Source organism: Aquabacter sp. DMC10, from assembly GCF_056314145.1.
Genome location: NZ_JBQUYX010000003.1, coordinates 456,172 through 481,925 on the forward strand (window position 1 = coordinate 456,172; position 25,754 = coordinate 481,925).

At 69.9% G+C, this 25,754-nt stretch carries 22 protein-coding genes; 16 read left to right on the forward strand and 6 right to left on the reverse strand.

What is annotated here, in order from left to right; all coding sequences use genetic code 11:
• Positions 1–14: 14 nt before the first annotated feature.
• Positions 15–377 (reverse strand): EamA family transporter, encoded by a 363-nt coding sequence (locus ACT54L_RS10785; RefSeq protein ID WP_476085576.1) that lies wholly within the window; start codon positions 375–377, stop codon positions 15–17.
• A gap of 173 nt (positions 378–550) precedes the next feature.
• On the opposite strand from ACT54L_RS10785, the gene ACT54L_RS10790 reads away from it, so the two are divergent.
• Both ACT54L_RS10790 and ACT54L_RS10795 read left to right on the forward strand, forming a co-directional pair.
• Positions 551–1,213: an acetyltransferase gene (locus tag ACT54L_RS10790; RefSeq protein WP_476085577.1), complete on the forward strand. Its 663-nt coding sequence runs from the start codon at positions 551–553 to the stop codon at positions 1,211–1,213.
• Positions 1,213–2,139, forward strand: coding sequence for a hypothetical protein (locus tag ACT54L_RS10795; protein ID WP_476085578.1), 927 nt, complete (start codon positions 1,213–1,215; stop codon positions 2,137–2,139). The genes ACT54L_RS10790 and ACT54L_RS10795 overlap by 1 nt, the downstream gene beginning before the upstream one ends.
• Positions 2,140–2,195: 56 nt before the next feature.
• Here ACT54L_RS10795 and ACT54L_RS10800 read toward each other — a convergent pair whose 3' ends face one another.
• The 5 genes from ACT54L_RS10800 to ACT54L_RS10820 form a co-directional block, all read right to left on the reverse strand.
• Positions 2,196–2,825, reverse strand: coding sequence for a class I SAM-dependent methyltransferase (locus ACT54L_RS10800; protein ID WP_476085579.1), 630 nt, complete (start codon positions 2,823–2,825; stop codon positions 2,196–2,198).
• Positions 2,822–3,793 (reverse strand): glycosyltransferase family 2 protein, encoded by a 972-nt coding sequence (locus ACT54L_RS10805; protein WP_476085580.1) that lies wholly within the window; start codon positions 3,791–3,793, stop codon positions 2,822–2,824. Before ACT54L_RS10805 ends, ACT54L_RS10800 begins: the two co-directional genes overlap by 4 nt.
• Positions 3,794–3,907: 114 nt before the next feature.
• Complete coding sequence (locus ACT54L_RS10810; RefSeq protein ID WP_476085581.1) at positions 3,908–4,669, reverse strand: WbqC family protein; 762 nt, start codon at positions 4,667–4,669, stop codon at positions 3,908–3,910.
• Positions 4,662–5,813, reverse strand: coding sequence for a dTDP-4-amino-4,6-dideoxygalactose transaminase (gene rffA, locus ACT54L_RS10815; RefSeq protein ID WP_476085582.1), 1,152 nt, complete (start codon positions 5,811–5,813; stop codon positions 4,662–4,664). The genes ACT54L_RS10810 and rffA overlap by 8 nt, the downstream gene beginning before the upstream one ends.
• Positions 5,814–6,129: 316 nt before the next feature.
• On the reverse strand, positions 6,130–8,175 hold the full coding sequence (locus ACT54L_RS10820) for a hypothetical protein (protein WP_476085583.1): 2,046 nt from the start codon (positions 8,173–8,175) through the stop codon (positions 6,130–6,132).
• A gap of 564 nt (positions 8,176–8,739) precedes the next feature.
• Between ACT54L_RS10820 and ACT54L_RS10825 the strand changes: the two genes are divergently transcribed.
• The 14 genes from ACT54L_RS10825 (at position 8,740) to ACT54L_RS10890 (ending at position 25,367) form a co-directional block, all read left to right on the forward strand.
• Entirely contained in the window at positions 8,740–9,789 is a 1,050-nt protein-coding gene (locus ACT54L_RS10825; protein WP_476085584.1) for a patatin-like phospholipase family protein, read from the forward strand.
• A gap of 2 nt (positions 9,790–9,791) precedes the next feature.
• On the forward strand, positions 9,792–11,258 hold the full coding sequence (locus tag ACT54L_RS10830) for a GntP family permease (RefSeq protein ID WP_476085775.1): 1,467 nt from the start codon (positions 9,792–9,794) through the stop codon (positions 11,256–11,258).
• An 18-nt stretch (positions 11,259–11,276) separates the two neighbouring features.
• A complete protein-coding gene (locus ACT54L_RS10835; protein WP_476085585.1) occupies positions 11,277–11,780 on the forward strand; it encodes a YqhA family protein in 504 nt (167 codons plus the stop codon).
• Entirely contained in the window at positions 11,777–12,409 is a 633-nt protein-coding gene (locus ACT54L_RS10840; protein WP_476085586.1) for an alpha/beta fold hydrolase, read from the forward strand. Before ACT54L_RS10835 ends, ACT54L_RS10840 begins: the two co-directional genes overlap by 4 nt.
• Before the next feature lie 33 nt (positions 12,410–12,442).
• Positions 12,443–13,660, forward strand: a complete 1,218-nt coding sequence (gene gltS / locus ACT54L_RS10845; RefSeq protein WP_476085587.1) for a sodium/glutamate symporter — start codon at positions 12,443–12,445, stop codon at positions 13,658–13,660.
• A 96-nt stretch (positions 13,661–13,756) separates the two neighbouring features.
• Positions 13,757–16,117 (forward strand): Tex family protein, encoded by a 2,361-nt coding sequence (locus ACT54L_RS10850; RefSeq protein WP_476085588.1) that lies wholly within the window; start codon positions 13,757–13,759, stop codon positions 16,115–16,117.
• Between the two features lie 187 nt (positions 16,118–16,304).
• Entirely contained in the window at positions 16,305–17,093 is a 789-nt protein-coding gene (locus ACT54L_RS10855; protein WP_209104057.1) for an inositol monophosphatase family protein, read from the forward strand.
• A 284-nt stretch (positions 17,094–17,377) separates the two neighbouring features.
• Positions 17,378–18,463 carry a flagellar motor protein MotA gene (locus tag ACT54L_RS10860; RefSeq protein WP_476085589.1) on the forward strand — a complete coding sequence of 362 codons (1,086 nt, stop codon included), beginning with the start codon at positions 17,378–17,380 and terminating at the stop codon, positions 18,461–18,463.
• 3 nt (positions 18,464–18,466) lie between these two features.
• Positions 18,467–19,486: a peptidoglycan -binding protein gene (locus ACT54L_RS10865; RefSeq protein ID WP_476085590.1), complete on the forward strand. Its 1,020-nt coding sequence runs from the start codon at positions 18,467–18,469 to the stop codon at positions 19,484–19,486.
• A gap of 62 nt (positions 19,487–19,548) precedes the next feature.
• The gene (locus ACT54L_RS10870) at positions 19,549–20,094 is read left to right on the forward strand and encodes an ADP-ribosyltransferase domain-containing protein (protein ID WP_476085591.1); all 546 of its coding nucleotides are present in this window, start codon (positions 19,549–19,551) and stop codon (positions 20,092–20,094) included.
• 8 nt (positions 20,095–20,102) lie between these two features.
• The gene (locus ACT54L_RS10875) at positions 20,103–20,351 is read left to right on the forward strand and encodes a hypothetical protein (RefSeq protein WP_476085592.1); all 249 of its coding nucleotides are present in this window, start codon (positions 20,103–20,105) and stop codon (positions 20,349–20,351) included.
• 113 nt (positions 20,352–20,464) lie between these two features.
• A complete protein-coding gene (locus ACT54L_RS10880) occupies positions 20,465–21,742 on the forward strand; it encodes an MFS transporter (protein ID WP_476085593.1) in 1,278 nt (425 codons plus the stop codon).
• An 84-nt stretch (positions 21,743–21,826) separates the two neighbouring features.
• Positions 21,827–22,699, forward strand: a complete 873-nt coding sequence (locus ACT54L_RS10885; RefSeq protein WP_476085594.1) for an ImuA family protein — start codon at positions 21,827–21,829, stop codon at positions 22,697–22,699.
• On the forward strand, positions 22,587–25,367 hold the full coding sequence (locus ACT54L_RS10890) for a Y-family DNA polymerase (RefSeq protein ID WP_476085595.1): 2,781 nt from the start codon (positions 22,587–22,589) through the stop codon (positions 25,365–25,367). The genes ACT54L_RS10885 and ACT54L_RS10890 overlap by 113 nt, the downstream gene beginning before the upstream one ends.
• Positions 25,368–25,754 lie beyond the last annotated feature (387 nt).

Consider the following 25,754-nt stretch of genomic DNA (forward strand, 5'->3'; position numbering starts at 1 on the left):
CGCCGCAGTTCGGCTCAGGCCGTGACCGCGCTCAGGGCGATGCCGGCGACAATCAGCACCGAGCCGAGAATCTGGAAGGGGGACAGGCTCTCGCGCAGCAGGACGACGCTCGCCAGCGGAACGAGGGCGAAGGTCAGGGCCATGAAGGGATAGGCCATGGTGAGCGGCATGCGCTCGATGGCCAGCGCCCAGGACACGCTCGCCCCCACCGCGCAGGCGAACACGGACAGGACCCAGGGGTCCGTATACATGCTGATGAGATAGGCGATCCGGCCCCCACCCGTCGTGGGCGCCAGAGACAAGGCGCGCCATTTCATCATGATCTGGGCGTAGACGGTCAGCGCCAGCGTGGCGCCGATGAAGAAATACTTGTCCATATATCTCTCCGGGACGGCGCCAAATGTCTTTCCGGGGTGGCGCCATGCGCCGCACCGGATGCACTCTTGCCGCTCCCGCTGGCCGGTGACAAGGGCGCCCGCGCCCGCCGCCGGTGGTGCCGCGGCCATCCCGAGTGTCCTCCCGGGCCCTCGCCTGCCACGAAGGAACGGACATGAAGGAGATCGTGATCTTCGGTGCCGGCGAGATCGCGGCCCTGGCGGACTTCTATTTCACCCACGACTCGCCCCGGCGCGTGGCGGCCTTCACCGTGGACGCCGCCTTCGTGACCGGCGCCACCTATCTCGACCGCCCGCTGGTGCCGTTCGAGGAGGTGGCGAGCCACTATCCGCCGGAGCGCTTCGATCTCTTCGTGGCGGTGAGCTATGCCAAGCTGAATGGCGTGCGCAGCGCAAAGGTCGCCGCCGCCGGCGCCATGGGATACGAGCTGGCCAGCTATGTGAGCAGCCGGGCCACGGTCTTTCCCGACCTCGCGCATGGCCCGAACTGTTTCATCCTGGAAAACAACGTCATCCAGCCCTTCGCCCGCATCGGTGCCAATGTCACCCTTTGGAGCGGCAACCATATCGGCCACCATTCGACCATTGAGGACCATGTCTTCATGGCGTCCCACGTGGTGGTGTCCGGCGGGGTCCGCGTGGGCGAGGCGAGTTTTGTCGGGGTGAACGTGACGGTGCGCGACCATGTCATCATCGGCGCGCGCTGCGTGCTCGGTGCCGGGGCGCTGGTGCTGGAAGACCTGCCCCCCGGCAGCGTCGTCGCCCCCCGGGGCACGGAAGTGTCGCCGGTGCCGAGCCACCGACTGCGGAGGCTGTGATGGGAGAGCGAGCGGGCGTCTGGCGCAAGCTCGGGCAGATTGTTTCCGGTCCCGCCGGCGGTCATCCCGCGCTCGTCACGCATGCCGCGCTGCCCGTTCCCTATTCCTTGGGCGGGGACCTGGTGCGCATCTTCTACAGCGGCCGGGACGCGGCCAACCGCTCGTCGGTGGGCACGCTCATCCTGCGGCTGGGCGAAGAGCCTCGCCTGGAGGACCATTGCGCCGCCCCGGTGCTGACGCCGGGGAGCCGCGGTGCCTTCGACGATGCCGGCATCGGCGTGGGCTGCATCGTCCCGGGGGAGGATGAGGACCGACTTTATTACATGGGCTGGAACGTGGGCGGCGCCGTGCCCTGGCGCAACGCCATCGGCCTTGCGGTCGGCAGCGCGCGGGAGGGCCGGTTCGAGCGGGCCTTCCAGGGGCCGATCCTGGATCGCGGGCCGCTCGATCCCTTCAGCCTGTCCTATCCCTTTGTGCTGCGGCGCGGCCCTCAGGACTGGCGCATGTGGTACGGCACCCATCTCACATGGGGCGCCAGCCAGGCGGACATGAGCCACGCCATCCGCGCCGCCAGTTCCACCGACGGGCTCCATTGGCGCCCGGACCCGCAGATCTGCGTGCCGCCGCAGGGCGAGGAGATCGCCACCGTCCGCCCCACCGTGTTCCCGTCGGAGGATGGCGGCTTCCAGATGTATTTCGCGGCCCGCGGCCTGGATACGCCTTATGCCATCCGCCGCGCCCGGAGCCTGGACGGGCTGGCCTGGGACCGCTGCCCGGCCGGGATCGACGCCGATCCGGCGGGCTGGGAGGGCGGCGCCCTGACCTATCCGGCGGTGTTCGCGCAGGCGGGCCGGCTGTGGATGCTGTTCAACGGCCAGGGCTATGGCGCGGCAGGCTTCGGCCTTGCGGTGTGGGAGGGAGCCTGAACCTCTCGTCGCTTTCGCGCCTGTCCCTTATGTGCGTCCCGCTGCGCCCGGACATGTCAGGGCCGGCGCACCAGAACGGTGAACTCCCACAGCCCATAGTCCTGCAGCAGCGCCACATGGCGCCCGTAGCGGCGCATGCAATCCCCCAGCACGGCGGCGGGGTCGCCATAGAACAGGTCGGCGCGCCGCCGCTCGGGATCCGAGGCGAGGCTCAGCATGTTGAAGCCGAAGCCGCGTCGGCCGGCGGCATGCAGGGCGGCGATGGTGGCCTCCACATGATCCGCCCACTGTTCGGGCGTCGCCCCCCGGATGACGTTGAGGATGCCGCTGGCAATGGCATAGTCGGCGGCCCCTTCCGGCGCCGTGCCCACCACGAAGCGATGATCCTCCCCCTCGCCATGGAGCCGGCGCGCCGCCTCCACCATGGGCGCGGCCACATCGCAGCCCAGATAGGGGCCACGATGACCGGCGGCCCGCAGGACGGGCAGGAAGTCGCCATAGCCGCAGCCCACGTCCAGCACGCTGGCGTCGGGGTCTCCTCCGATCAGGCGCAGGAACTGATGATGGCGCAGGTGCTGGCCGGCGGCGTCCTTCCAGTCCACCCCGCGCGGCGTCGGACCGTGCGCGGCGAGCGTGCCGCTATAATAGTCGGCGATGGCCGGGATGATGGCCGGCGCGAGGCTCATGGCTCCCCCTCCTCGTCCGCCGGGATCTCCCGTGTGCGCTGCCCGGTGGCCGGGTCCACCCGGTAGAGGGCGCGCAGATGAGTGTAGGGTCGCCGCTTCACCTCCGAGAGGATATTGGCGATGTAGATGCCGAGGATGCCGAGGATCAGGGCCATCGCGCCGCCGAAGAACCACACGGACACCATCAGCGACGTGTAGCCGCTCACCCCGATGCCGTGGCTGAGATAGCGCACCACCAGATAGAGGATGAAGGCCACCGAGACCGTGCACACGGACAGGCCGAAATACAGAATGAGATAGAGCAGCCGGCTGGAGGTGGTGGTGATGTGCTTCACCGCCATGTCGATCTTGCGGCGCAGCGAATAGGTGCTGGGGGAAAGCGACAACTTGTCGATTTGCAGCGCGTGCTGGCGGAACCCGGTCAGCACCCACAAATGGGAAATCTGCATTTCCCGATCCCGATGCCGGACGAGGGCGCGCACATAGTCCCGCCGCATCAGCCGGGCGGTGACCACGTTGCGCGGCAGGGCCTGATCGCTCAGGGCCTCCACCAGGCTGAAATAGGCCGCCCCGGACACACGCTCGAACAGCCCGCCCCGCCGGCTGGCCTGGACGCCGAACACCACGTCCCAGCCGCCGGAGACCAGTTCGGCGTGAAAGCGCGTGAGCAGCTCTGGCGGCTCTTCCAGGTCGCAGTCGATGAGGAAGACCAGGTCGCCCCTGGCATGGGCAAGGCCCGTCATCATGGCCTTGTGGTGGCCGAAGTTCCGGGCAAGGTCGAGCACCACGACGCGTGGGTCGCCAGCCTGGATCTCCAAGGCGCGGGCGAGGCTGTCGTCGGGGGAGCCGTCATTCACGAAGATGAGTTCCACCGCGTCCGCAAATCCGGCGGCCGCCATGGCGCGGGCGTGAAACGCCGCCATGGCATCGGACGAGCGATAAAGCGTTGTGACAATGGAAAGCATCATGCCGTCGTACCGATCGACTTACGCAAGGTCGCCTGGCGTCTGGGTCCGGTCGCAGGGAGCCGCCTCGGCTGCGGTTTGCCGGCGGCTGCGGGCGCGACCATCGCCCGCACCCGGTCAGGCGGCCGGGGGGCGGCGCACATAGGTGGCGGCGTCATCGCCCATGTTGAGCAGCAGGTCGACGATGGAGACCCGCGGCTCGAAGGCGCCCCAGAGCTGCGGATAATCCAGGTAGCCGTCATAGGACATCCAGTGGACGCCAATGCCCCGCGCCTCGAAGGCCTCGGGCTTGAGATAGGCCTTCGCCGCCGGTCCGCTGAGATAGCCTGTGGCGCCCGCCGCCTCCGCCAGCCGCACCAGCCGCTCGGTGGGGTCCATCTGGTGCATGAGGTCGCGGTCGATCAGGTCGGTGCAGCGGCGGATGGGCATGGTGAAGCCCAGACGCGCGCAGATGGCCCGCAGGAGCATCTCGTTGATCTCGGACAGCAGGGGCGCGCGGGCGGCGCGGGCCAGCAGGTCGTCCAGCCAGCCGAAGACCGCGCCGTGGTGGGCCGCCCGCCGGTAGGCCAGGTCGATGCTGCGCCGGTGGGCGTCCGCCCATGCGGGGTCGGAGACCCGCGTCTCGTCGATGGCCTGGTGATAGAGGCCGCGCACCTCCACCGGCACGGTGAGCCAGATGGCGCCCGAGGCGGTCTTGATCTTGTTGCGATTGCGCCAGTCGCGCCGGGTATATTGGACGCTGTCCAGCAGAATGACCTCGTCGGCCATCCCCAGCATGTCGAAATAGCCGCGCCACGGCAGATAGTTGGATTGGGTGATGACGACCATGCGGTCCGGCTTGCCGCCGGCCCCGGCCTGCCCCGCGACAGGCCTATCCATGAAGCACCTCCGCCACCGCTGCCACCACCCGATCCTGGGCCTGCGCATCCAGTTGGGGATGCAGGGGCAGGCGGATCAGCCGCGCGGACAGGTCGTCGGTGTGCGGCAGCGCGCGGGGCGTGCGGCCGAGCCGCAGGCCGGCGGGGGAGGAATGCAGGGGCACGTAATGCATCACCGCATTGATGCCGCGCGCCGCCAGCCCCTCCAGCGCCGGGTCCCGATCCCCCGCGCGGGGGACCAGGATATAGTAGATGTGGCCATTGTGGGTGCACTCGTCCGGTACGATCGGCCGCCGCAGACGGCCCGCCTGTTCAAGCGGGGCCAGGGCGTCGTGGTAGCGATGCCAGCAGGCGAGGCGGGCGGCGGTGATGGCTGGCCCCGCCTCCAGCTGCGCCATGAGGAAGGCGGCGGTCAGGTCGCTGGGCAAGTAGGACGAGCCGATATCCACCCAGGTGTATTTGGCCACTTCGCCGCGCTGGAACTGCGCCCGGTTCGTGCCCTTCTCCCAGATGATCTCGGCCCGCTGCACCGCCTCGGGCCGGTTCACCACCAACGCGCCGCCTTCACCGGCGATCACATTCTTGGTCTCATGGAAGCTGAACGCGGCGAAGGCGCCGAACGTGCCCAGCGGCTGGCCGCGAAAGGCCGCGTGCATGGCCTGCGCCGCATCCTCCAGCACCACCAGGCCATGGTGTCGGGCGAGGTCCAGGATGCGATCCATCTGCGCCGCGACGCCCGCGTAATGGACGACGAAAATGGCCCGTGTGCGCGCGGTGATCGCGGCTTCCAGCGCGGCTTCATCCAGGTTCAGCGTATCCGGGCGGATGTCCACGAACACCGGCACGCCGCCCTTCAGCACCACCGCATTGGCCGTGCTGCTGAAGGTGAAGGAGGGCATGATGACTTCGTCGCCCGGCCCGATGCCCGCCAGGATCACCGACATTTCCAAGGCCGCCGTGCAGGAATGGGTCAGGAGGACGCGGGCGGCGTGCAATTGCGTTTCCAGAAGCGCCTGGCAGCGGCGGGTGAAGGCCCCGTTTCCCGACAGGTGCGCCCGTTCGAGCGCGCTCTGAATGAAGGCAAACTCATCGCCAACCAGCGTCGGGCGATTGAAGCTGACCGGAACTGCGTTTGCGTCGTGCAAGGCGCCCTCTTGATGGAGCGGAATGGCAGGTGCGTGGGCTTTGCCAGGTTGGCGTCGCAAAGCTACCGCACGTTGTACCAGTCTCTCCGCCCGGGCGGAATGGGCATGCACCGTGTAGATGACGATAATGCAGTTCAAACAATAACAATTACAATGAAGTGCATAATCGTTCGCGTATGTATTTTATAAGGTCATATGAACCTCATTTATCACAAATCGGAAATTGTGGAGATGTGGCGCCGTTGTTGCGATGTCGTTTCGGGCGGGTTGTAAGACGTCTGTGCGCCTATTTTTGGGTTGTGGCGGGGCATTTGCCTCACGGCCGAGCTTGCGCTGGCTTCGCGCCTGGAGCTTGGCTGGCATCATACACGTATACATTGCCGGCGTGATATGTTGCTCGTGAGCCATCCCGGTCCCAGGCGGGCAGGTTCGGCGCCACCATGACATACCATCGCACCCCACGCGCCTTCAGGAGGGCGAAGGCGTCCGTGATCTGCGCCGCCCCGTCCACCGCTGCGATGTCGGCGGCCCGGGCCTTGACCTCCGCCACGATGTCCGGGGCGCGCATCTCCAGGGCCTGGTCGATCCGGCCCGCATAGCAGGGCAGGTCGGTCATGCTCACCAGTTCCAAGGCCGGGCCGCGGAGCGGGGACAGGGCCGTGCCGCCGCCCGCCATCATCCGATCGCCCGGCGCCGCGTGGGCGCGCAGGAAGCTGGCGGCGGGCGGGATTCCGGGGTCCACGCGCGGGCCGTAGAAGGCATCGGCCCAGGCCATGGCGGGGCTCGGGCGCGCCGGGTCCACATGGCCATAGGCGAACAGGGTGGCGATTGTCGCCGCGCCCACGGCCAACGCGGCCCGCCGCGCCGGCCAGCCCGAAAAGAGCCCCGCCGCCCCGACCAGCCCCAGCAGGCGCACGGCGGTCCAGGTCGCCACCACCGCATACAGCAGCACGAAGTGGCGATGCTTATATTCGCTGAGATTGTTGTTGGCCGCCATCGGCGCCCAGAAGATCAGCACCAGATAGACCAGGCACATCAAGGCGGGCACATGGTCCGCCGCCCGCAGGCGACCGGCCCGCGCTTCGGCCCACATGGCGGCCGGGAGGGCCAGGGTCCACAAGCCCAGCGTGGCGGGCAGGAGCAGCGCACCGCCCATCAGCGTGCCGGCGACCGGGCCGAGGGCGACGATCTCCGCCGCGATGGCCGGCGGACCATTGGCGAAGGCGCTCGTGATGTAGGGAATCGGCTGGGCGAAGTTCAGCAGCCCCGGGCCGAGCCACCCCGCCACCAAGGCCACCGTCAGCCCGGCCGCCCCGGCGATGCCGCCCCAAAGGAGCCAACGGCCCTGGCGGGGCGGCAGCACCTCCAGCACGACGGCGGCCACCAGGCTCGGCGCCAGCAGAAGGAACATATGGGCGCGCACCATGACCAGCATCAGCGTCAGCAGGCCGGCCAGGAGCAAATGGCCCATGCGACGGTGCGCGAACCAGCCCAGCGCGCAGGCATAGGCCACCGCCGCCGTGCCGATGGCATAGGCCGAGCCGGGGGCGGTGAAGACCAGCCAGTGAAAGCCCAGGAAGCCGTTGGCCCCCCCATAATGCGAGGCATCGGGCAGAAAGATCACCAGCCAGACCGCCACCAGCGCGATGCCGATGCCTGCCAGCTCCGCCGCCAGCGCAACGAGCCCGCACAGGCCCACATACAGGCCGAGGGGCAGGAGGATCGCGGTCGCCAGCGCCAGGCCCGAAAGTCCGCTGACCTCGCTGAGCGCGGCGGGCAGCATGAACGGCCCGTAATGATAGAAAACCCGCGCCACCCCCGGCAGCATGATGTCCCCCGCCGAGACGGCCAAGGGGCTGCCGAAGGAGGCGATCACCGTGCCGTGGGCGAAATAATCCAGCCAGGTGGGCAACAGGCCCGTGCGCACCAGGGTGGGCTCGGCCTGGGCAAAGTCCCGGCAGAAGAAGGCGACCACCAGGGCCAGCGGGAGGGCTAGGGCGCCATCGGACCAGGACAAGGCGGGCGCCTGCCACCAGCGGCGGCCATGGACGAGCGCGGCCAGCAGGACCACCCCGCCCCATGCCAGGAAAGCGGATTGCGCCGACCATTGGAGCAGCATCGTCGGCACCAGCATGGCAAGGCTGGTGAGCGTCGTCCCCGCCACGAAGGCCGCCGGCAGCCAGGCCGCCAGCCGTCGGACGCCGAACGCCAGGAACAGCATCTCGCCCGCCAGCGTCAGGACGGCCGCGGCGAGCGGCGGGATCACCAGCACGCCCACCGTCAGGCGCGCGCCCGCCAGAAGCAACAAGGTGTCGATGAAGACCCCTGTGATGAGGGCGAAGACCACCCGGTGCCGTATCATTCCGCTTCCCATCTGCGCGGCCGGGCATCGCCAGCGTGCCGGTCTGTCCCGCGGCCGAACATGCCTTACCGCCTTGGCGCGGCGGTGCGGAAGAGGGGTTTTGCCGGATCATGGACGCGCCGCCCCAAGCTCCGCCCGAAGCCCCCCGGGGCGCCGCCCAAGGCGCCGCCCCAAGCGCTGCTCTAGCCGCCCCGTCACGCCCGTTCCGCCCTCTCGGCGGAGCGGCTGTACCCCCTAACCTCTGGCGGCGCCGGCAAAATTGCGGCGTGGGCGCATGGGGCTGCAGGACACGGAGCCGGCCGGCCCATTGTGCGCCACAAAGCCGCTCCCCGCCCCGGCGGGAATGGCACGCCGGGCTGCCTCCTTGGTAGCCCGGATGGAAAATTTATGGCTTAGCTGCTCGCCGATGAGTCTGGACAGAGCAGGGGGCGGGCGCCGCGCCGGCCGGCACCTGATCCAAGCCACGAGGCCGGCAATGTCCGGTGGGGGAACGACCGGGACCGCGAGGGCAGGGGGGAAGGCGGGGCCGGGATCGGCCGCGCCAACGCCGGGAAGGGGTTCGACATGCCAGACGCCTATATTTTCAGCCCGCCGCTGGACCGGCCGCCGGCCGTGGTCTCCCTGGCGCTCCAGGGCGGCGGCTCGCACGGGGCCTTCACCTGGGGCGTGCTGGATCGCCTGCTGGAGGAGCCGTGGCTGAGCTTCGACGGCATTTCCGGCACCTCCGCCGGGGCCATGAATGCGGCGGTGATGGCGGACGGCTTTGCCGCCGGCGGCGCGGAGGGCGCCCGCGCGGCGCTGGAGCGCTATTGGCGACGGGTGGCCGAGGCGGCGCGCTTCAGCCCGTTCCAGCGCACCCCGATGGACGTGGCCATGGGCCGCTGGACGCTGGACAATTCCCCGCTCTTCATCGCCATGGACATGATGTCCCGGCTGTTCTCCCCCTATGACCTCAATCCGGGCGGCACCAATCCGCTGCGGGCCATATTGGAGGAGATGATCGACTTCGAGCGGGTGAAGGCCGCGCCCTTGAAGCTCTTCATTACCGCCACCAATGTGCGCACCGGCCGGGTGCGCCTGTTCCGCAACGCGGACCTGACCCCCGAGGCGCTGCTGGCCTCCGCCTGCCTGCCCACCCTGTTCCAGGCGGTGGAGATCGACGGCGAGAGCTATTGGGATGGGGGCTATTCGGGCAATCCGACGCTGACCCCCCTGGTGCGGGAATGCCATTCGCCGGACACGCTCATCATCCCCATCAATCCCATCGAGCGGCCCGGCACGCCCCAGACCGCGCGGGACATCCTGAACCGCCTCAACGAGGTGTCGTTCAATTCCGTGGCGCTGAAGGAATTGCGCATGGCGGCCTTGCTGCGCAAGGCGGCGGACCCCGGCAGCGACGAGGGGCGCTGGTGGGCGGCGCTGCGCATCCACATGGTGCGCAACGACATCATGGGCACGCTCGGCTATTCCTCCAAGCTGAACGCGGAATGGGCCTTCCTGTCCATGCTGAAGGAAGAGGGACGGCGGGCGGCGGACACCTTCCTGCGCACCTTCGGCATGGATGTGGGCGTGCGCTCGACCCTGGACATCGACCAGTTGCTGGAAGGGGTGTGAGCGTGGGACTTCTGGGCATTCTGGCCGGCCTCGGCCTTCTCATCTTCCTGGCCTTCCGGGGCTGGAGCATCCTTCTCCTGGCGCCCATCGCGGGGCTTGTGGCGGCGGCCTTTTCGGGCGAACCGCTGCTCGCCTCCTGGACCCAGACCTTCATGCTGAACGCGGCGGGCTTTGTGGCCCAGTTCATGCCGCTGTTCCTGCTGGGCGCCCTGTTCGGCAAGCTGATGGAGGATTCCGGCTCGGTCGCCTCCATCGCCACCTATATGACGCGCACGCTCGGGCCGGAGCGGGCGATCCTCGCCGTGGTGCTGGCCGGGGCGGTGGTGACCTATGGCGGCGTCAGCCTGTTCGTCGCCTTCTTCGTGCTGGCGCCCATGGCCACCGCCCTGTTCCGTTCGGCGGGCGTGCCGCGCCGCCTGATGCCGGCGGCCATCGCGCTCGGCACTTCCACCTTCACCATGTCGGCCATGCCCGGCACGCCGTCCATCCAGAACGCCATTCCCATGCCCTTCTTCGGCACCACGCCGTTCGCGGCGCCGGGGCTCGGCATCATTGCTTCGGCCGTGATGCTGGCCTTCGGCATGTGGTGGCTGAAGCGGGCGGAAAATGTCGCCCGCGCCAAGGGCGAGGGCTTCGGCCCCACGGCGCTGGCCCCCGACGATGCCGCCGCCGAGCGGGCGGTGGAGGACCCCATCATTCGCGAACGCGCCACCACGGCGCGGGAGTTCGATCCCTCCGAGATCCACGCCTCCGACCACGCCTTGAAGGAGCCGCCCATCCTGTTCGCGGCCCTGCCCATCGTCGTGGTGATCGTGGTCAACCTGCTCATGTCCTTCGTCATCCTGCCGCGCCTGGATGTGGACTTCCTGCTCCAGGAGCGCTGGGGTGCCACCACCTTGTCGGCGGTGGGGGGCGTGTGGTCGGTTATGGTGGCGCTGCTGTGCGCCATCGTGGTGGTGGTGGCGCTGAACTTCCGCTCGGTGCCGGAATTGCGGGCCACCATGAGCGCGGGCGCCAACGCCTCCGTGCTGCCCATCTTCTCGGTGGCGAGCCTGGTGGGCTTCGGCGCCATCGTCGCCGCCTTGCCGGCCTTCGCCGATGTGCGGGACTGGGTGCTGTCCATTGGCGGCGGGCCGCTGGTGTCGCTGGCGGTGGCCACCAACATCCTGGCCGCGCTCACCGGCTCGGCCTCCGGCGGCCTGACCATCGCGCTGGATGCCCTCGGCCCCACTTATATGAAGCTGGCCGCCGCCATCGGCATGGACCCCTCCCTGCTGCACCGGGTGGCGGTGATCGGCTCGGGCACGCTGGACAGCCTGCCCCATAATGGCGCGGTGGTGACGCTGCTTTCCGTGTGCGGGGTCTCCCACAAGGAGGGCTATCTCGACATCGTCATGGCCGCCATCGTGGGCGCGGTGCTGGCGCTGGCGGTGGTGATCGGGCTCGGCACGGTGTTCGGCAGCTTCTGAGCGGACGGGGAGGGGGCCATGCGCAAGCTGATCGTGCGGCTGGTGCTGCTGAGCCGCTGGGCCATGGTGCCGCTCTTTGTCGGCCTCATCGCCGGGCTCGTCCTGCTGGTGGCGGCCTTCGCCATCCAGCTCTGGCAGTTCGCGTGGGCCTTGCCGTCCCTGACGGACACGCAGGTCATCATGGCCCTGCTCACCCTCATCGACCTCGCTTTGGTGGGCGGGCTGCTGGTGATCGTCATCTCCTCGGGCTACGAGAATTTCGTCGAGAAGATCGAGCAGGACGATGCCACCGGCTGGCCGGACTGGATGACCCGCATCACCTTTTCCGGCCTGAAGCTGAAGCTGTTCGCTTCCCTCATGGCCATCACCTCCATCACCCTGCTCAAAGCCATGATGCGGCTGGAAACCTCTGTCAGCGAGACGCAGGTCAAATGGCTGGTGGTGGCCAATATGGTCTTCATCGCCGGCTATGCGGTGCTGGCGCTGACCGACCGCTTCACCCGCGGCGGGGAGCAGGGATGAAGACGCTGTTCCTGCCCGGCGCCTCCGGGAGCGCGTCCTTCTGGCGTCCGGCCGCCGAGGCGGCGGGGGTGGAGGGGGTGTTCCTCTCCTGGCCGGGGCTGGGCGCCGAGCCGCCCGCGCCGGGGATTGAGGGGATTGATGACCTCGTCGCCCTGGCGGCGCGGGAGATCACCGAGCCGGTATTTCTGGTCGCCCAGTCCATGGGCGGGGTGGTGGCCATCCAGCTGGCGCTCGCCTTTCCCCATTTGGTGAAGGGCCTGGTGCTGGCGGTGACCTCCGGCGGCGTGCCGGTGGCCGATGTCGGCGGCTCGGACTGGCGCCCGGCCTATTTCGCCGCCTTTCCCGATGCGGCCCGCTGGATCGCCGATCCGGTGCCGGACCTGTCCGCGCAAATCCCCGCCATCACGGCGCCGGCCTTGCTCCTGTGGGGCGATGCCGATCACATCAGCCCGGTGGCGGTGGGCGCGCGGCTGGCGGCGCTCCTGCCGCAGGCGCGCCTGCGGGTGCTCTCGGGCGGCGGTCATGATCTGGCCTTGACCCATGCGGGCGAGGTGGGGAGGGAGATCAAGGCGCACCTCATGGCGGCGTTGCGTCCCCCCGGATTGGTCACGGGCGCCGATTGCGGCTAAGGGAGAGGCGTTGGCAGCACAAAGAGGGGCGACATGCCGGTCATTCTAGAGGTGTCGGGCCTCCTCACCTTCACGCTGGCCATCGTGGTCTATTTCCTCGGCGCCGGGCTCAACAAGGCGATCAAGCCACTCCAGCGCTGGAACATTCCCGAGGCGGTGACCGGCGGCCTCCTGGTGGCCGTGGCGACTTTGCTCGCCTATCGCGTGCTGGGCGTGGCTGTGACCTTCGACCTCGACGCCCGCGACATGCTGCTGCTCTACTTCTTCACCGGCATCGGCCTCAACGCCCGCTTTGCGGACCTCATTGCCGGCGGGCGGCCGCTGGTGATCCTGCTGCTGCTCACCCTCGTCTATCTCGGGCTCCAGAACGCCACGGCGCTCGGCGCCTCCGCCGTGCTGGGCCTGCCGGAAGGGGTGGCGCCGCTCTTGGGCTCGGTGTCGCTCATTGGCGGCCACGGCACCACCATCGCCTGGGCGCCGCTGCTCACAGAGCGTTTCGGCCTCACCAATGCGCTGGAGATCGGCATTGCCAGCGCCACGCTGGGCCTCGTCCTGGCGAGCCTCGTGGGCGGCCCCATTGCCGGCTTCCTCATCACCCGCTTCCGTCTGAAGGGCGAGGACAATGGCGGCCCCGAGGGCGGCCCGGTCATGGGCCTGTCGACGGAAAAGGCCGCGCCCAAGCCGCCCATCACCCATGTGGACGTGCTGAGCACGCTCTTGGTGCTCAACGTCGCCATCCTCATCGCCTTCGCGCTGGAGGAGGCAGTGCTCGCCACCGGGCTGAAGCTGCCTTTGTTCGTGGTGTGCCTGCTGGTGGCCATCGTGCTCACCAACCTCGTCCCCCGCGCCCTGCCGCGTCTGCCCTGGCCGACCCGCACGGCGGCCCTGGCGCTCATCTCCGACCTGTCGCTGAACGTGTTCCTGGCCATGTCGCTCATGAGCCTGCAATTGTGGACCCTGAGCGGGCTGGGCCTTGCGCTGGTGCTGGTGCTGGGCCTGCAGACCCTCGTGTCGGTGGTCTATATTCTCCTGGTGGTGTTCCCCGCCATGGGGCGGAATTATCAGGCGGCGGTGATCGCGGCGGGCTTCACCGGCATCAGCCTCGGCGCCACCCCCACCGCCATCGCCAACATGACGGCGGTGACCAAGGTGCACGGCCCCGCGCCCACCGCCTTCATCATCCTGCCTTTGGTGTCGGCCTTCTTCATCGACATCGCCAACGCGCTCGCCATCGGCTTCATGGTGCGCTGAGGCTGGGGACGGGATGCGCCCGCGCCCCGGATCGGCCCGATTTTGCCCGCACCTCCCCTTTGGGGCATAAGACATGCCCCTTTGTGAGAGGTTTCCATGGCCGCAGAACCCGTCCAGATCGCCCGCACCATCGCTCAGGAGATCGGCGCCACGCCGGCCCAGGTGAATGCGGCGGTGGGGCTCTTGGACGAGGGCGCCACCGTGCCCTTCATCGCCCGCTACCGCAAGGAAGTCACCGGCGGGCTCGACGACACCCAGCTGCGCACCCTGGAGGAGCGCCTCGCCTATCTGCGCGAACTGGAGGCGCGGCGGGCGAGCGTGCGCAATTCCATCGACAGCCAGGGCAAGCTCACCGACGATCTGGCCGCCCGCATCGCTGGCGCCACCACCAAGGCGGAGCTGGAGGACCTCTATCTCCCCTTCAAGCCCAAGCGCCGCACCAAGGCGCAGATCGCCCGCGAGCGCGGCCTGGAGCCGCTGGCCGATGCCATCCTCGCCGACCGCGCCAAGGTGCCGGCGGATCTGGCCTCAGCCTATCTCTCCGAGGAGGTGGCGGACGCCAAGGCGGCGCTGGAGGGCGCCCGCGATATCCTGGTGGAGCGCTTTTCGGAGAATGCCGACCTGGTGGGCCGCTTGCGCGCCCATATGAAGGCCAAGGCCGTGCTGCGCGCCAAGGTGATCGCCGGCAAGGAAGAGGCGGGCGCCAAGTTCCGCGACTATTTCGACCATTCCGAGCGCTGGTCCAGTGTCCCCAGCCACCGGGCGCTGGCCATGCTGCGCGGGCGCAATGAGGAGATGCTCACCCTCGATCTGGAGGTGGATGCGGACGATCCCTCGCCCGTGAAGCCGGTGGAGCGCATCATCGCCCAGGTGGTGGGCATCGCCCCCGCCGGCGGGCCGGGCGATGCCTTCCTGCGCGATGTGGCCCGCTGGGCCTGGCGGGTGAAGCTCTCCCTGCATCTGTCGGTCGAACTCATGGGCGAGATGACCGAGCGGGCGGAAGAGGAGGCCATCCGCGTCTTTGCCCGCAACCTGAAGGATTTGCTGCTGGCGGCCCCCGCCGGCTCGCGCGCCACCATGGGCCTTGATCCCGGCATCCGCACCGGCGTGAAGGTGGCGGTGGTGGATGGCACCGGCAAGCTGGTGGCCACCTCCACCATCTATCCCTTCCAGCCGCGCAACGATGTGGAGGGCGCGCAGGCGGAACTGGTGCGGCTCATCCGCGCCCATAATGTGGAGCTGATCGCCATCGGCAACGGCACCGCCAGCCGCGAGACCGAAAAGCTCACCGCCGACCTGCTCGGCCTGCTCCCCCCGCCCAAGCCGTTGAAGGTGGTGGTGAGCGAGGCCGGCGCCTCCGTCTATTCCGCCTCCGCCGTGGCGGCGGCGGAAATGCCGGACATTGACGTGTCGCTGCGCGGCGCCGTCTCCATCGCCCGCCGCCTCCAGGACCCGCTGGCGGAATTGGTGAAGATCGAGCCGAAATCCATCGGGGTCGGCCAATACCAGCACGACGTGGACCAGTCCCGCCTCGCCAAGGCGCTGGACGCCGTGGTGGAGGACGCGGTGAATGCGGTGGGCGTCGACCTCAACACCGCCTCGGCCTCTTTGCTGGCGCGCATTTCCGGCCTCGGCACGGCGCTGGCGGAGGCCATCGTCGCCCATCGCAACGCCAATGGCCCGTTCCGCACCCGCAAGCAATTGATGGACGTGCCGCGCTTGGGCGCCCGCACGTTCGAATTGTCCGCCGGCTTCCTGCGCATTCCCGATGGCGCCGAGCCGCTGGATGCCTCGTCCGTCCATCCCGAAGCCTATGGCCTCGCCAAGAAGATCGTCGCCGCCTGCGGGCGGGATTTGCGCACGCTCATGGGCGATGCCTCCACCCTCCAGGCGCTGGACCCTGCCGTCTTCGTGGACGACCGTTTCGGCCTGCCCACGGTGAAGGACATCCTGCGCGAACTGGAAAAGCCCGGCCGCGACCCGCGCCCGCAATTCAAGACCGCCACCTTCGCCGAGGGGGTGGAGAAGATTTCCGATCTGCGCCCCGGCATGGTGCTGGAAGGCACGGTGACGAACGTCGCCGCCTTCGGCGCCTTCGTGGACATCGGCGTCCATCAGGACGGGCTGGTGCACATTTCGGCGCTGGCGGACCGGTTCGTGAAGGACCCCCACGAGGTGGTGAAGGCCGGCGACGTGGTGAAGGTGCGCGTGGTGGAGGTGGATGCGCAGCGAAAGCGCATCGCCTTGTCCATGCGCAAGGAGGACGGCACCCGTCCCACTCCCGGCGGCGCGCGCACAGGCGAGCGGCCCATGCCGGCGAAGGGTGGTTCGGGCGGCCCCTCCGGCGGGCCCGGCAAGGGCCGTCCGCCTGCGGGTGCGCCGGGTCGGGGCGCGGAACCGGCGGGCGGGGCGCTCGCGGCCGCGCTGGCCGAAGCCATGAAGCGCCGGCAGAAATAGCCCTGCCGGTGGCCCGGTGGGGCGGGGGCGTTCGCAGCGCCCCGCGCCCCGATTCGCGGTCCGAGCAGGGCTGCCCCCCGCCGGCGGCGCCTTGACGGCGCGGCGGCGGACGGGCACACGGAGCGCAACCCAAACGTTCCCGGCTGCCGCATGCGGCCTTCGCCCGCGTCCGCGGCAGGAAAAGCACATGATCCGCACTCCGCTCATCACCGTCATGGTCCAGGCCGTCCGCAAGGCCGGCCGCGCCCTCGTCCGCGACTTCGGCGAGGTGGAGAATCTCCAGGTCTCCGCCAAGGGTCCCGCCAATTTCGTCTCCGCCGCCGACCGCAAGGCCGAGGACACGCTCTATGCGGAACTCTCCCGCGCCCGCCCCGGCTATGGCTTCCTCATGGAGGAGCGCGGCCGGGTGGAGGGCACGGACCCCATGAATGAGTGGGTCATCGACCCCCTCGACGGCACCACCAACTTCCTTCACGGCATTCCGCTCTTCGCCATCTCCGTGGCGCTGGTGCGCAATGGCGTTCCCTATGCGGGCGTCATCTTCAACCCCGTCACCGACGAGCTCTACATCGCCGAGAAGGGCCAGGGCGCCTATCTCAACGATCGCCGCCTGCGGGTGGCGGGGCGTCGGCTGCTGCGGGAATCGGTGGTGTGCTGCGGCCTGCCGCATCTGGGGCGCGGCGATCACCGCCAGTTCAACCGGGAACTGGCCGCCGTGCAGACGCAAGTGGCGGGCCTGCGCCGCACCGGCGCGGCCGCTTTGGATCTGGCCTGGGTGGCCTCCGGCCGCTTCGATGCCTTCTGGGAGCGCGACCTCTCCCCCTGGGACATGGCGGCCGGCATGATCCTGGTGCGCGAGGCGGGCGGCTATGTCTATGACCTCGACGGCGGCGACAAGGTGCTGGAAAAGGGCAGCGTGATCGCCGGCAACGAGGTGATCCACCGCGACCTGCTGGCCCTCCTCAAGGCCGCCTGAGGCGGATCGCCGGGCGCCTTCGCCCGGCGCCCGCCGTCTTTATCGGCGTTCCAAAGCGGCGCCGCATCCCGCGTCCATGCGCCCGCCACGGGTTCCTTTTGGGGCCGCGTGTGCCATAGTCCCTCCCGAACATGATCGTCCCGGGTCCAGGTTCCCCCGTCGCGGGCGGAACCTTGGCCGCCCTCCGGCCTTATGGACGGGAGGGAAAGTCCGGCCCCGCCGCGCGCCTTGCGCCGGTGGCGCGCGGGCCGGGATTTCAGGACCGGAAGGACGCGGGAGCATCCATGGCGCGCAACGTCGATCCTTTCCTCAAGGTCTCCTCCCCGCGCATCTTCCTGGTGCGCATCCTGATCTTCCTGGCGCTCTGCGTGGCCTTGGCGGCGGTGCTCTACCGGCAGATCCTCGACGCCTTCCTGAACAATCCCGGCCTCAACGGCGTGATTTTCGGCGTGCTGGCCATCGGCATCATCCTGGCCATCCGGCAGGTGGCGCGGCTGTTCCCGGAAGTGGAATGGGTGAATTCCTTCCGCCTCGCCGACCCCGGGCTGGCCGTCTCCCGCGCGCCCACCTTGCTCGCGCCCATGGCGGCGCTGCTCGGCGACCGCATGGGCCGCATGGCCATTTCCCAGGCCACCATGCGCTCCATTCTGGATTCCATCGGCACCCGCCTCGACGAGGCGCGGGACACGGCGCGCTATCTGACTGGCCTGCTCGTTTTCCTCGGCCTGCTCGGCACCTTCTGGGGCTTGCTGGAGACGGTATCCTCCATTGGCGGGGTGATCGGCGCGCTGGAGATCCAGCCGGACAGCGGCTCGGTGTTCGAGGAGATCAAGCGGGGCCTTGCCGCGCCCTTGGGCGGCATGGGCATTTCCTTCTCGTCCTCGCTCTTCGGCCTTGCCGGCTCGCTGGTGCTGGGCTTCCTGGACCTCCAGGCGGGCCAGGCGCAGAACCGCTTCTATACGGACCTGGAGGACTGGCTCTCCACCACCGTGCGCGACATTGGCGATGGCCCCGCCGGCCCGCCCGCGCCGGTGCCGGTAGCGCGGCACGCCGTGATCGCCCATCCCGAACTGCCCACTCTCGCTTTGCCGCCGCCGCCCGCCCTCGATGTGGAGCCGCTCGTGGTGGCCATCGAGCGGCTGGAGCGCACCATGACGGAGGCCGGTTCCCAGCGGGTGACCACCGCCATGGCGCATCTGGCCGAGAGCCTCCAGGGCCTCGTCACCCATATGCGCTCCGAACAGGCGCTCTTGAAGCAGATGATCGAGGTGCAGGGCGCCCAACAGCAGGAATTGCGCCGGGTGGTGGACCGGCTGGACCAGAGCATGGAGGCGTTCGAGAACGAGACCCACGGCAACAGGGGGGGCTGAGCCATGGCGCTCGGACGGCGCGGCCGCGACCGCACCATCGATTATTGGCCCGGCTTCGTGGACGCCCTGTCCACCCTGCTGCTGGTCTTCATCTTCCTGCTCTCCGTCTTCATGATCACCCAGTTCTTCCTGACGCAGGAAATGTCGGGCAAGGACACGGTGCTCCAGCGCCTGCAATCCCAGATCCGGCAATTGACCGAGCTTTTGTCCCTGGAGCGGGCCGCCAGCCAGGGCGCGGAAGGGGAATTGAGCACGCTGCGCGCGAACCTTGCCGCCACCGAGGCGGAGCGCGACCGGCTGCGCGGCCAGATCGCCACCGCCCCCGGCGCGCCCGACCCCTCCCGCGAGCAGGCGCTCTCCCGCGAGGTGGACATGCAGCGCGACGCGGCGGCGCGCGCGCTCTCCCAGGTGGAGCTTCTCAACCAGCAGATCGCCGCCTTGCGCCGGCAGATGGCGGCGCTGGAGGAGGCGCTCAACGTCGCCGAGAAGCGCGACCAGGAAAGCCAGGCCAAGGTCGCCGATCTCGGCCGCCGCCTGAATGTGGCGCTGGCCCAAAGGGTGCAGGAGCTGAGCCGCTTCCGCTCGGAATTCTTCGGCCGGCTGCGGGAGATCCTTGGCAACCGCCCGGATGTGCGCATCGTCGGCGACCGCTTCGTGTTCCAGTCGGAAATCTTCTTCGATCGCGGCTCGGCCACCTTGCGCCCGGAGGCGCTGGCCGCCCTCGATCCCCTGGCCTCGGCCATTCTTGAGCTGGAAAAGAAGATCCCCCCCGACATCAACTGGGCGCTTCGGGTGGACGGCCACACCGACAGCCGCCCCATCTCCACCCCGCAATTCCCCTCCAACTGGGAATTGTCCGCTGCCCGCGCCATCGCGGTGGTGCAATATCTCATCTCCAAGGGCATCCAGCCCCAACACCTCATCGCCGCCGGCTTCGGCGAATACCAGCCCCTCGACAGCGGCACCACCGACGACGCGCTCTCGCGCAACCGAAGGATTGAGCTGAAGCTGACGGAGCGGTGAGGGGATTGTCCCAGGGGAAGAGGTGCGCTTAGCTTGTGCTTGGCGCAATCCTGGGTTGGGCGGTGGATCATCTGTTCGTCGGGCTGGTGGACGACTTGGCTGCCGCGAAGCAGCGGTGTGGCTTTGATCGCCCGTCTGATCCTTATGGCCTCACGCCCTATGAGCGGCTGGCTTTGTGGGTCTGGTCCGCATCCGCTCATCCTGTCGGGGCGATGAATGCGCGCCTGCGGAAGGGACTTCCGATCCCGGAGACCGAGCGCGGCTTCTGCCGGCTTCTGATGGACGGCCTGGAGAAAATCCCGCCCATCCAAAAGCGCGTTTATCGCGGCGTTTGGGATGATGGTGTGTTGGGTCCAGTGCCGGAGCGTTTCGCACAAGGAACCGCGCACAGATTGGAATCGTTCACCAGCACCTCGCTCGATATCCAGGCGGCATATGCTGGCAACGTTTTGATGCTGATATCGTCCCTGACCGGCCGGCCGATCATGATGTACTCGGATGATCCTTTGGAACAGGAAGTCCTCTTCCTGCCGCGTACGCGTTTCGTGAGCGAGGGCGGTTGGGTCGGCGAGAAGGGCTATGTGATCGTCTTGCGAGAAGTGCTATGAAGGCGCGCATGGAACCGCATCGTCAGCAGCCCCGGAAGGCGGGGGCCGGTGAAGGGGAAGCAACCTCCCAGGCCCGCGTGAAGGCTGGCCACGCGGTTGTGGGCCTGGAGGCCACTGCTTACAAGCAGGCGGCCAAGCCCGCCCCCTCTGATCCCGTCCTCACGCCAGAGGAAGAAACCATCGCCCGCCGTTTCCTGGCCGAAGGCGGGGGCGAGGCCAAGACGCGCCTTCACAAGAAGATGCAAAGCGGCTTCTGAGCCGCACCCCATCACAGGCGCTTGCGCGCGCCTCTCCCAAATTGTGCCCGGCTCCAGAAGGGCGTAAACGCGAGGGCACGGCCCCGTGCCGCCCACCGTCTCGCAGGTTTCCCTTGAGCGCCGATCCCGCCCCCGCCCGCCCCGATGCGCTGCGTGATGCGCGGTTTCGCGCCTATCTCGCGGGACGGCTCGGCAGCAATCTGGTCACCCGCATGCAGGCGGTGGTGGTGGGCTGGCACATCTACGAGTTTTCCGGCGACCCGGTGGCGCTCGGTTATGTGGGCCTTGCCATGTTCGTGCCCATGGTGCTGCTGGGCCTCGTCATCGGCGATTGGGCGGACCGGGTGAGCCGCTCGCGCCTGCTCACCGTCTCCTCCATCATCATGTGCGGCGCCTCCTTCGGCTTCCTGCTGCTGGGGCTTCAAGGGGTGGAGCGGGTGGCGCCCTATATCGGGCTCACCGCTTTGTTTGGCGTGGGCGCGGCCTTCAACCGGGTGGCGCTGCCCGCCTTGCTGCCCCAGATCCTGCCACCCGAGCAATTGGCGGGCGGCGTGGCCTGGGCCTCCACCATCAGCCAGTTCGCGGTGATCGCCGGGCCGGCGGCGGCGGGGCTGCTGCTGCTGGCCGGGCGGGACGTGGCCTATGGCACGGTGGCGCTCCTCGGTCTCGGCTCGGCGCTGGTATGGGCGCGTATGCACATTCCCCCGGCCATTCCCAGCGAGACCGGCCTTCACGGCGTCACCATGGCCGCCCGCGTCCTCGCCGGCATCGCCTTCGTGCGCAGCCAGCCGCTGATTCTCGGCGCCATCCTGCTGGATCTGTTCGCGGTGCTGCTGGGCGGGGTGGTGGCGCTGCTGCCGGTGTTCGCCAAGGACATCCTTCATGCCGGCCCGGTGGGGCTCGGCCTGCTGCGGGCGGCACCCGCCGTGGGGGCGGTGATTGTGGCGCTGCTGCTCGCCCGCCGGCCGCTGGCGCGCCATGCGGGGCCCATCTTCTTCGCGGCGGTGGCGCTGCATGGCGTGGCGATCCTCGCCTTCGGCCTGTCGACGAATCTGGCGCTCTCCTGCCTCGCTCTGGCGGTGGCGGGGGCGACCGACATGGTGAGTGTGGTGGTGCGCACCACCGTGGTCCAATTGGCCACCCCCAACGCCATGCAGGGCCGCGTGAATGCGGTGAATCAGGTCATCATCAGCGCCTCCAATGAGTTGGGCGATTTCCGCGCCGGCCTCATGGGCGGGCTGATGGGCGCGGTGCCGGCGGTGGCGGCGGGCGGGCTATTTATCCTGGGCGTGACTGTCGCAGGCTTTCTCCTGTGCCCGCCCTTGCGGCGCCTGGATCGCATGGAGGACGTGGCCCACCGGGAGGGCACGGGCGCGGCGGGAGCGGCTTGACTCCCGCGCCGGCTTTCGGAATCTATAAGAACAAATAGAGAACACACAAGCAGCACTGGCCGGATGATGGCTCCTTCGGACGCAATGGAGATTGCGGGCCTGCGGCAGCGCATTGCCGCGCTCGAGCGGGGTGGCGCCCAGACCCACCCGGGGTCCAACCGCCCCACCTCCCGGGAGGGGCTGAGCGCCCCGGCCGGGGAGGTATGCCTGCCGCTGGGCGTGCCGGAGGTGGATGCGTGCCTCGGCGGCGGGCTCACGCTCGGCGCCCTGCACGAGGCGTCCGTGCGCGCGCCGCGGGGGGAGGGGGCGCTCATGGCCTTCGCCCTGGCGGTGGCTGCCCGGGCCGGGCGGCAGCTGCGGCGACCGGTCCTGGTGGTCCAGCAGGACCTTGCCATGCTTGAGGCCGGCACCCTCTACGGGCCGGGCCTTGCCGAACGGGGGCTGCCGGAAGGCAGCCTCATCCTGGTGCGCGTGCGCAAGGCGCAGGATGCCTTGCTGGTGATGGAGGAGGCTCTGAAATGCGCGGGATTGTCAGCCATTCTGGGCGAGGTGGCCTCCCCCCTGCCGGAGGCCCTCACCGCCACCCGGCGCCTGGCGCTCGCCGCGCAGGCGGGGGGCACGCTCGGCCTGCTGCTGCGCTCCGTGCGCAGCCCCGAGCCCTGCGCCGCCCGCACCCGCTGGACGCTCGCCCCCGCCCCGAGCCGGCCGGATGCCTATGGCGGGCTCGGGCCGCCTTGTCTCTCCGCCGCCCTGGTGCGCAACCGCATGGGCCCGCCCGGCGCCTGGACGCTGGAAGTGAATGCCGCCGGCTTCCGTCTCGCCGGGCCGGACGGGGAGGCGCGGCATGACCACCCCGCGTCCGTCCTCCCCCGCGAGCCCGTCCCCCGGCCGGCGCTATCTGGCGCTCTGGCTGGAGCGCCTGCCCACGGATCGCCTGGAACGGCCTCTGTCGCCTGACCAGCGCGCCCTGCCACGGGTGACCGTGAGCATGGAAAAAAGCGCCCTGCGCCTGGCCGCCCTCAACGCGCCCGCCGCCGCGCTCGGCCTTGGCGCCGGCCTCTCCTTGGCCGATGCCCGCGCCCGCTATCCTGACCTGGTGGTGGAGCCGCACGCCCCGGAAGCCGACCAGAAGATCCTGGAGGACCTCGCCGAGGCCTGCGCCCGCTATACGCCTTTGGTGGCGCTGGACGGGCCGGACGGGCTGATCCTGGATATTTCCGGCTGCGCCCATCTGTTTGGCGGCGAGGCGGGGCTGGCGCGCGATCTGCTCGCCCGCGTGGCCATGGTGGGCTTTTCCGCCCGCGCCGCCATCGCCACCACGCCCGATGCCGCCGCCGCGCTCGCTCGCTTCGGCGGCCGCCGCAGCCTCATCGTGCCGGAGGGAACGGAGCTTGGGCCCCTCCTCGCGCCCTTGCCGCTCGCCGCCTTGCGCCTGGCGCCGGCCTTGCTGGCGAGCCTCGCGCGCCTGGGCCTCACCCGCATCGGCGACCTCCTGGACAAGCCCCGCGCCCCGCTCGCCGCCCGCTTCGGCGCCGACCTCATGGACCGGCTGGACGGCGCGCTCATCAGCGGGCGGGCGGCGCTCACCTATCGCTTTCCCCCGCCGCGCTTCAGCGTGGACAAGGCGCTGGCCGAGCCGGTGGAGCGGGTGGAGGACGTGCTGGGCCTCGCCCGCCATTTGGCCGGCTCGCTCGCCGGCCTCCTGGAGCGCCACGGCCTTGGCGCCCGGCGGCTGGAACTGGCCTTGTTCCGCGTGGACGGCAAGGTGACGCGCCTCCACGTGGGCACCGGCCGGCCGCTGCGCGACCCCGCCCTCGTCCAGCGCCTGTTCGCCGAGAAGGTGGCCCAGCTTTCCAGCCTCGATGCCGGCTTCGGCTTCGACCTCATCCGCCTGTCCGCCCCGCTCGCCGAGCCCATGGACGCCCGGCAGGACGGGTTCGATGCGCAGCGGGCGGCGGAGGAGGCGGTGGACCGGCTGCTGGATCGCCTCGCCGCCCGCTTCGGCCGCGCCCAGATTCTGGTGCCCACCTGCGCCGACGCCCACATGCCCGAGGCCGCCGGCCGCCTCGTCCCCGCCCAGGACTATGCCCGGCAAGCCGGCCCCGCCCGCGCCTTCCGCGCCCCGCCCGCGTCGGCGGAGGACGTCCTCACCGTGGGGCTCGGCCGGCCCGAGCCGGGAAGGGCGAAGGGGAATGGCGCGGCGCCCGCCGCTGGGGATGGGGCGGGGCCGGGGGGAGTTCAAGGGGGAGGGCAAGGACAAGGGCAAGGGCAAGGGCAAGGGGGGCTGCACGCCCGCTCGGAAGATGCCGCTCCCGCTCACCCTTCCACTCCCGCTCCCGCTCCCGCTCCCGCCTTCCGCCCGCCGTCCGGTCGGGGAGGGACGGCCTCTCCTGTCGCCCTCCGCCCGCTGTCCGGGCGAGGAGGGGCGGCACCCTCTCCCTCTCTCCACCCGCTATCCGGGCCGGGGGAGGCCGCATCCCTTCTCACATCCAGCACCGGCCCATCGGTCCCCGCGCGCCCTTCCGCTCCCGCTCCGCCCCCTCTGTCCGGGCGAGGGGGGACGGCCTCTCCTATCTCCCTCCGCCCGCCGCCTGGGTCCGGGGAGATGGCGCGCTCTCCCTCACTCCGCTCGCCGTCCGGTTCGGAGGAGGCGGCCTCTCCTCTCCCCTCCAACGCGAGCCTGCCGAGCCCCGGGCGCAACGCGGGAACCCCGGCGTTCGCCCATCCCCATGGGGACCTTCACGCGGGGCCGACGCCGCGCCCGGAGAGGGCGCCGTCCTCTCTCGCCCTCCGTCCGCTACCCAGGGTGGGAGACGCGGCATTCCCGCTTGCATCTGGCGCCGACCCATCGGCTCACGGCCGCAGCGAGGGAACCGTAGCCCTCGCCCCGCCCCGCCCCGCCTTTCACGTCGGGCTGACGGAGAGCCTTGAGAATAGCCCGCCCGCTCTCGTCGTCCCCCCGCCGCCCGGGCCGGGCGAGACGGCCTTTCCGCTGGCGTCCACCACCGGCCTGCCGGGTCACGGCCGCGACGGTGGCGGAACGACGATCGCCCCGCCCCACGCCCGCCTTCATGCGGGGCGGACAGCGCCACCGGCTGAAACGCCGTCCCCTCCCGCCCTGCGCTTGCCGTCCGGGCCGGGAGAGGCGGCCTCTTCTCTCGCCCTCCGCCCGCGAGAGACGCCATCCCCTCTCACGTCCCGCGCCGGCCCATCGGCCCACGGGCGCAGCGAGGGAACAACGGCCCTCGCCCCGCCCCGCGCCCACCTTCACGCCGGGCTGACGATGCGTCCGGAGGGAACGCCGGATGCGGCCCGCGCCGATCTTTCTGGCCCCGCCCGCCCCTTGCGGCTTCTCGATTATCCCGAGCCGGCGGAAGCGGTGGCGGAGGTGCCGGACGGGCCGCCCCTGCGCTTCCGCTGGCGCCGGGTCACGCACCTGGTGCTGCGGGCGGAAGGTCCCGAGCGCATCGCCGCACCCTGGTGGCGGGAGGATGGCCTCTCCCCCACGCGCGATTATTTTCGCGTGGAAACGGTGGAGGGGCACCGTTTCTGGCTGTTCCGCGCCGGCCTCTACGGCACCGGCCCGAATCTGCCGGCCTGGTATGTGCATGGCCAGTTCGGCTGAGGTGCGGCCGTGGTCCCCTTTCGCCCGTCCGCGTATCGGGCGCCCGTTGTCGGTCGACCTCAAGGGGCCGGCCCCCACTCGGCCGTGCCCTCGCCCCCGGCCCGTTCCATGTCCAGCGCCCCCGCCTCGCCCGGTGTCCTGTGCGAGGAGGCCGGCGAGCGCTCGCCCCCGCCGACATGGCGGTACAGGCGGGCGGCTCGGGCATTCCGGGCGGCCCGGTCCCAGCCGCCGCGCGGCTTCCGGCTGGCGCACCGGCCGTTGCCGCTCGCCTCCCGGTCCGCTCCCCTCCTTCCCGCTTTTTCTCTCCCCCGTTGCGCCCGGCCTATCGCCCGGTGGTCCCGGGCCGTCTCTGCTCCGCTCCCCGGTCGTCCCCTTCCGAAAGCTTGC

Excerpts from the sequence above, each read along its gene's own strand:
- ACT54L_RS10805 (WP_476085580.1), bottom strand. The coding sequence starts at position 3,793 with ATGATGCTTTCCATTGTCACAACGCTTTATCGCTCGTCCGATGCCATG.
- ACT54L_RS10810 (WP_476085581.1), bottom strand. The coding sequence starts at position 4,669 with ATGGATAGGCCTGTCGCGGGGCAGGCCGGGGCCGGCGGCAAGCCGGAC.
- ACT54L_RS10840 (WP_476085586.1), top strand. The coding sequence starts at position 11,777 with ATGAAGACGCTGTTCCTGCCCGGCGCCTCCGGGAGCGCGTCCTTCTGG.
- ACT54L_RS10875 (WP_476085592.1), top strand. The coding sequence starts at position 20,103 with ATGGAACCGCATCGTCAGCAGCCCCGGAAGGCGGGGGCCGGTGAAGGG.
- ACT54L_RS10785 (WP_476085576.1), bottom strand. The coding sequence starts at position 377 with ATGGACAAGTATTTCTTCATCGGCGCCACGCTGGCGCTGACCGTCTAC.
- ACT54L_RS10890 (WP_476085595.1), top strand. The coding sequence starts at position 22,587 with ATGACCACCCCGCGTCCGTCCTCCCCCGCGAGCCCGTCCCCCGGCCGG.
- ACT54L_RS10860 (WP_476085589.1), top strand. The coding sequence starts at position 17,378 with ATGGCGCGCAACGTCGATCCTTTCCTCAAGGTCTCCTCCCCGCGCATC.
- ACT54L_RS10835 (WP_476085585.1), top strand. The coding sequence starts at position 11,277 with ATGCGCAAGCTGATCGTGCGGCTGGTGCTGCTGAGCCGCTGGGCCATG.
- ACT54L_RS10855 (WP_209104057.1), top strand. The coding sequence starts at position 16,305 with ATGATCCGCACTCCGCTCATCACCGTCATGGTCCAGGCCGTCCGCAAG.
- ACT54L_RS10795 (WP_476085578.1), top strand. The coding sequence starts at position 1,213 with ATGGGAGAGCGAGCGGGCGTCTGGCGCAAGCTCGGGCAGATTGTTTCC.
- ACT54L_RS10885 (WP_476085594.1), top strand. The coding sequence starts at position 21,827 with ATGGAGATTGCGGGCCTGCGGCAGCGCATTGCCGCGCTCGAGCGGGGT.
- ACT54L_RS10820 (WP_476085583.1), bottom strand. The coding sequence starts at position 8,175 with ATGATACGGCACCGGGTGGTCTTCGCCCTCATCACAGGGGTCTTCATC.
- ACT54L_RS10825 (WP_476085584.1), top strand. The coding sequence starts at position 8,740 with ATGCCAGACGCCTATATTTTCAGCCCGCCGCTGGACCGGCCGCCGGCC.
- gltS (WP_476085587.1), top strand. The coding sequence starts at position 12,443 with ATGCCGGTCATTCTAGAGGTGTCGGGCCTCCTCACCTTCACGCTGGCC.
- ACT54L_RS10850 (WP_476085588.1), top strand. The coding sequence starts at position 13,757 with ATGGCCGCAGAACCCGTCCAGATCGCCCGCACCATCGCTCAGGAGATC.
- ACT54L_RS10790 (WP_476085577.1), top strand. The coding sequence starts at position 551 with ATGAAGGAGATCGTGATCTTCGGTGCCGGCGAGATCGCGGCCCTGGCG.
- ACT54L_RS10800 (WP_476085579.1), bottom strand. The coding sequence starts at position 2,825 with ATGAGCCTCGCGCCGGCCATCATCCCGGCCATCGCCGACTATTATAGC.
- ACT54L_RS10865 (WP_476085590.1), top strand. The coding sequence starts at position 18,467 with ATGGCGCTCGGACGGCGCGGCCGCGACCGCACCATCGATTATTGGCCC.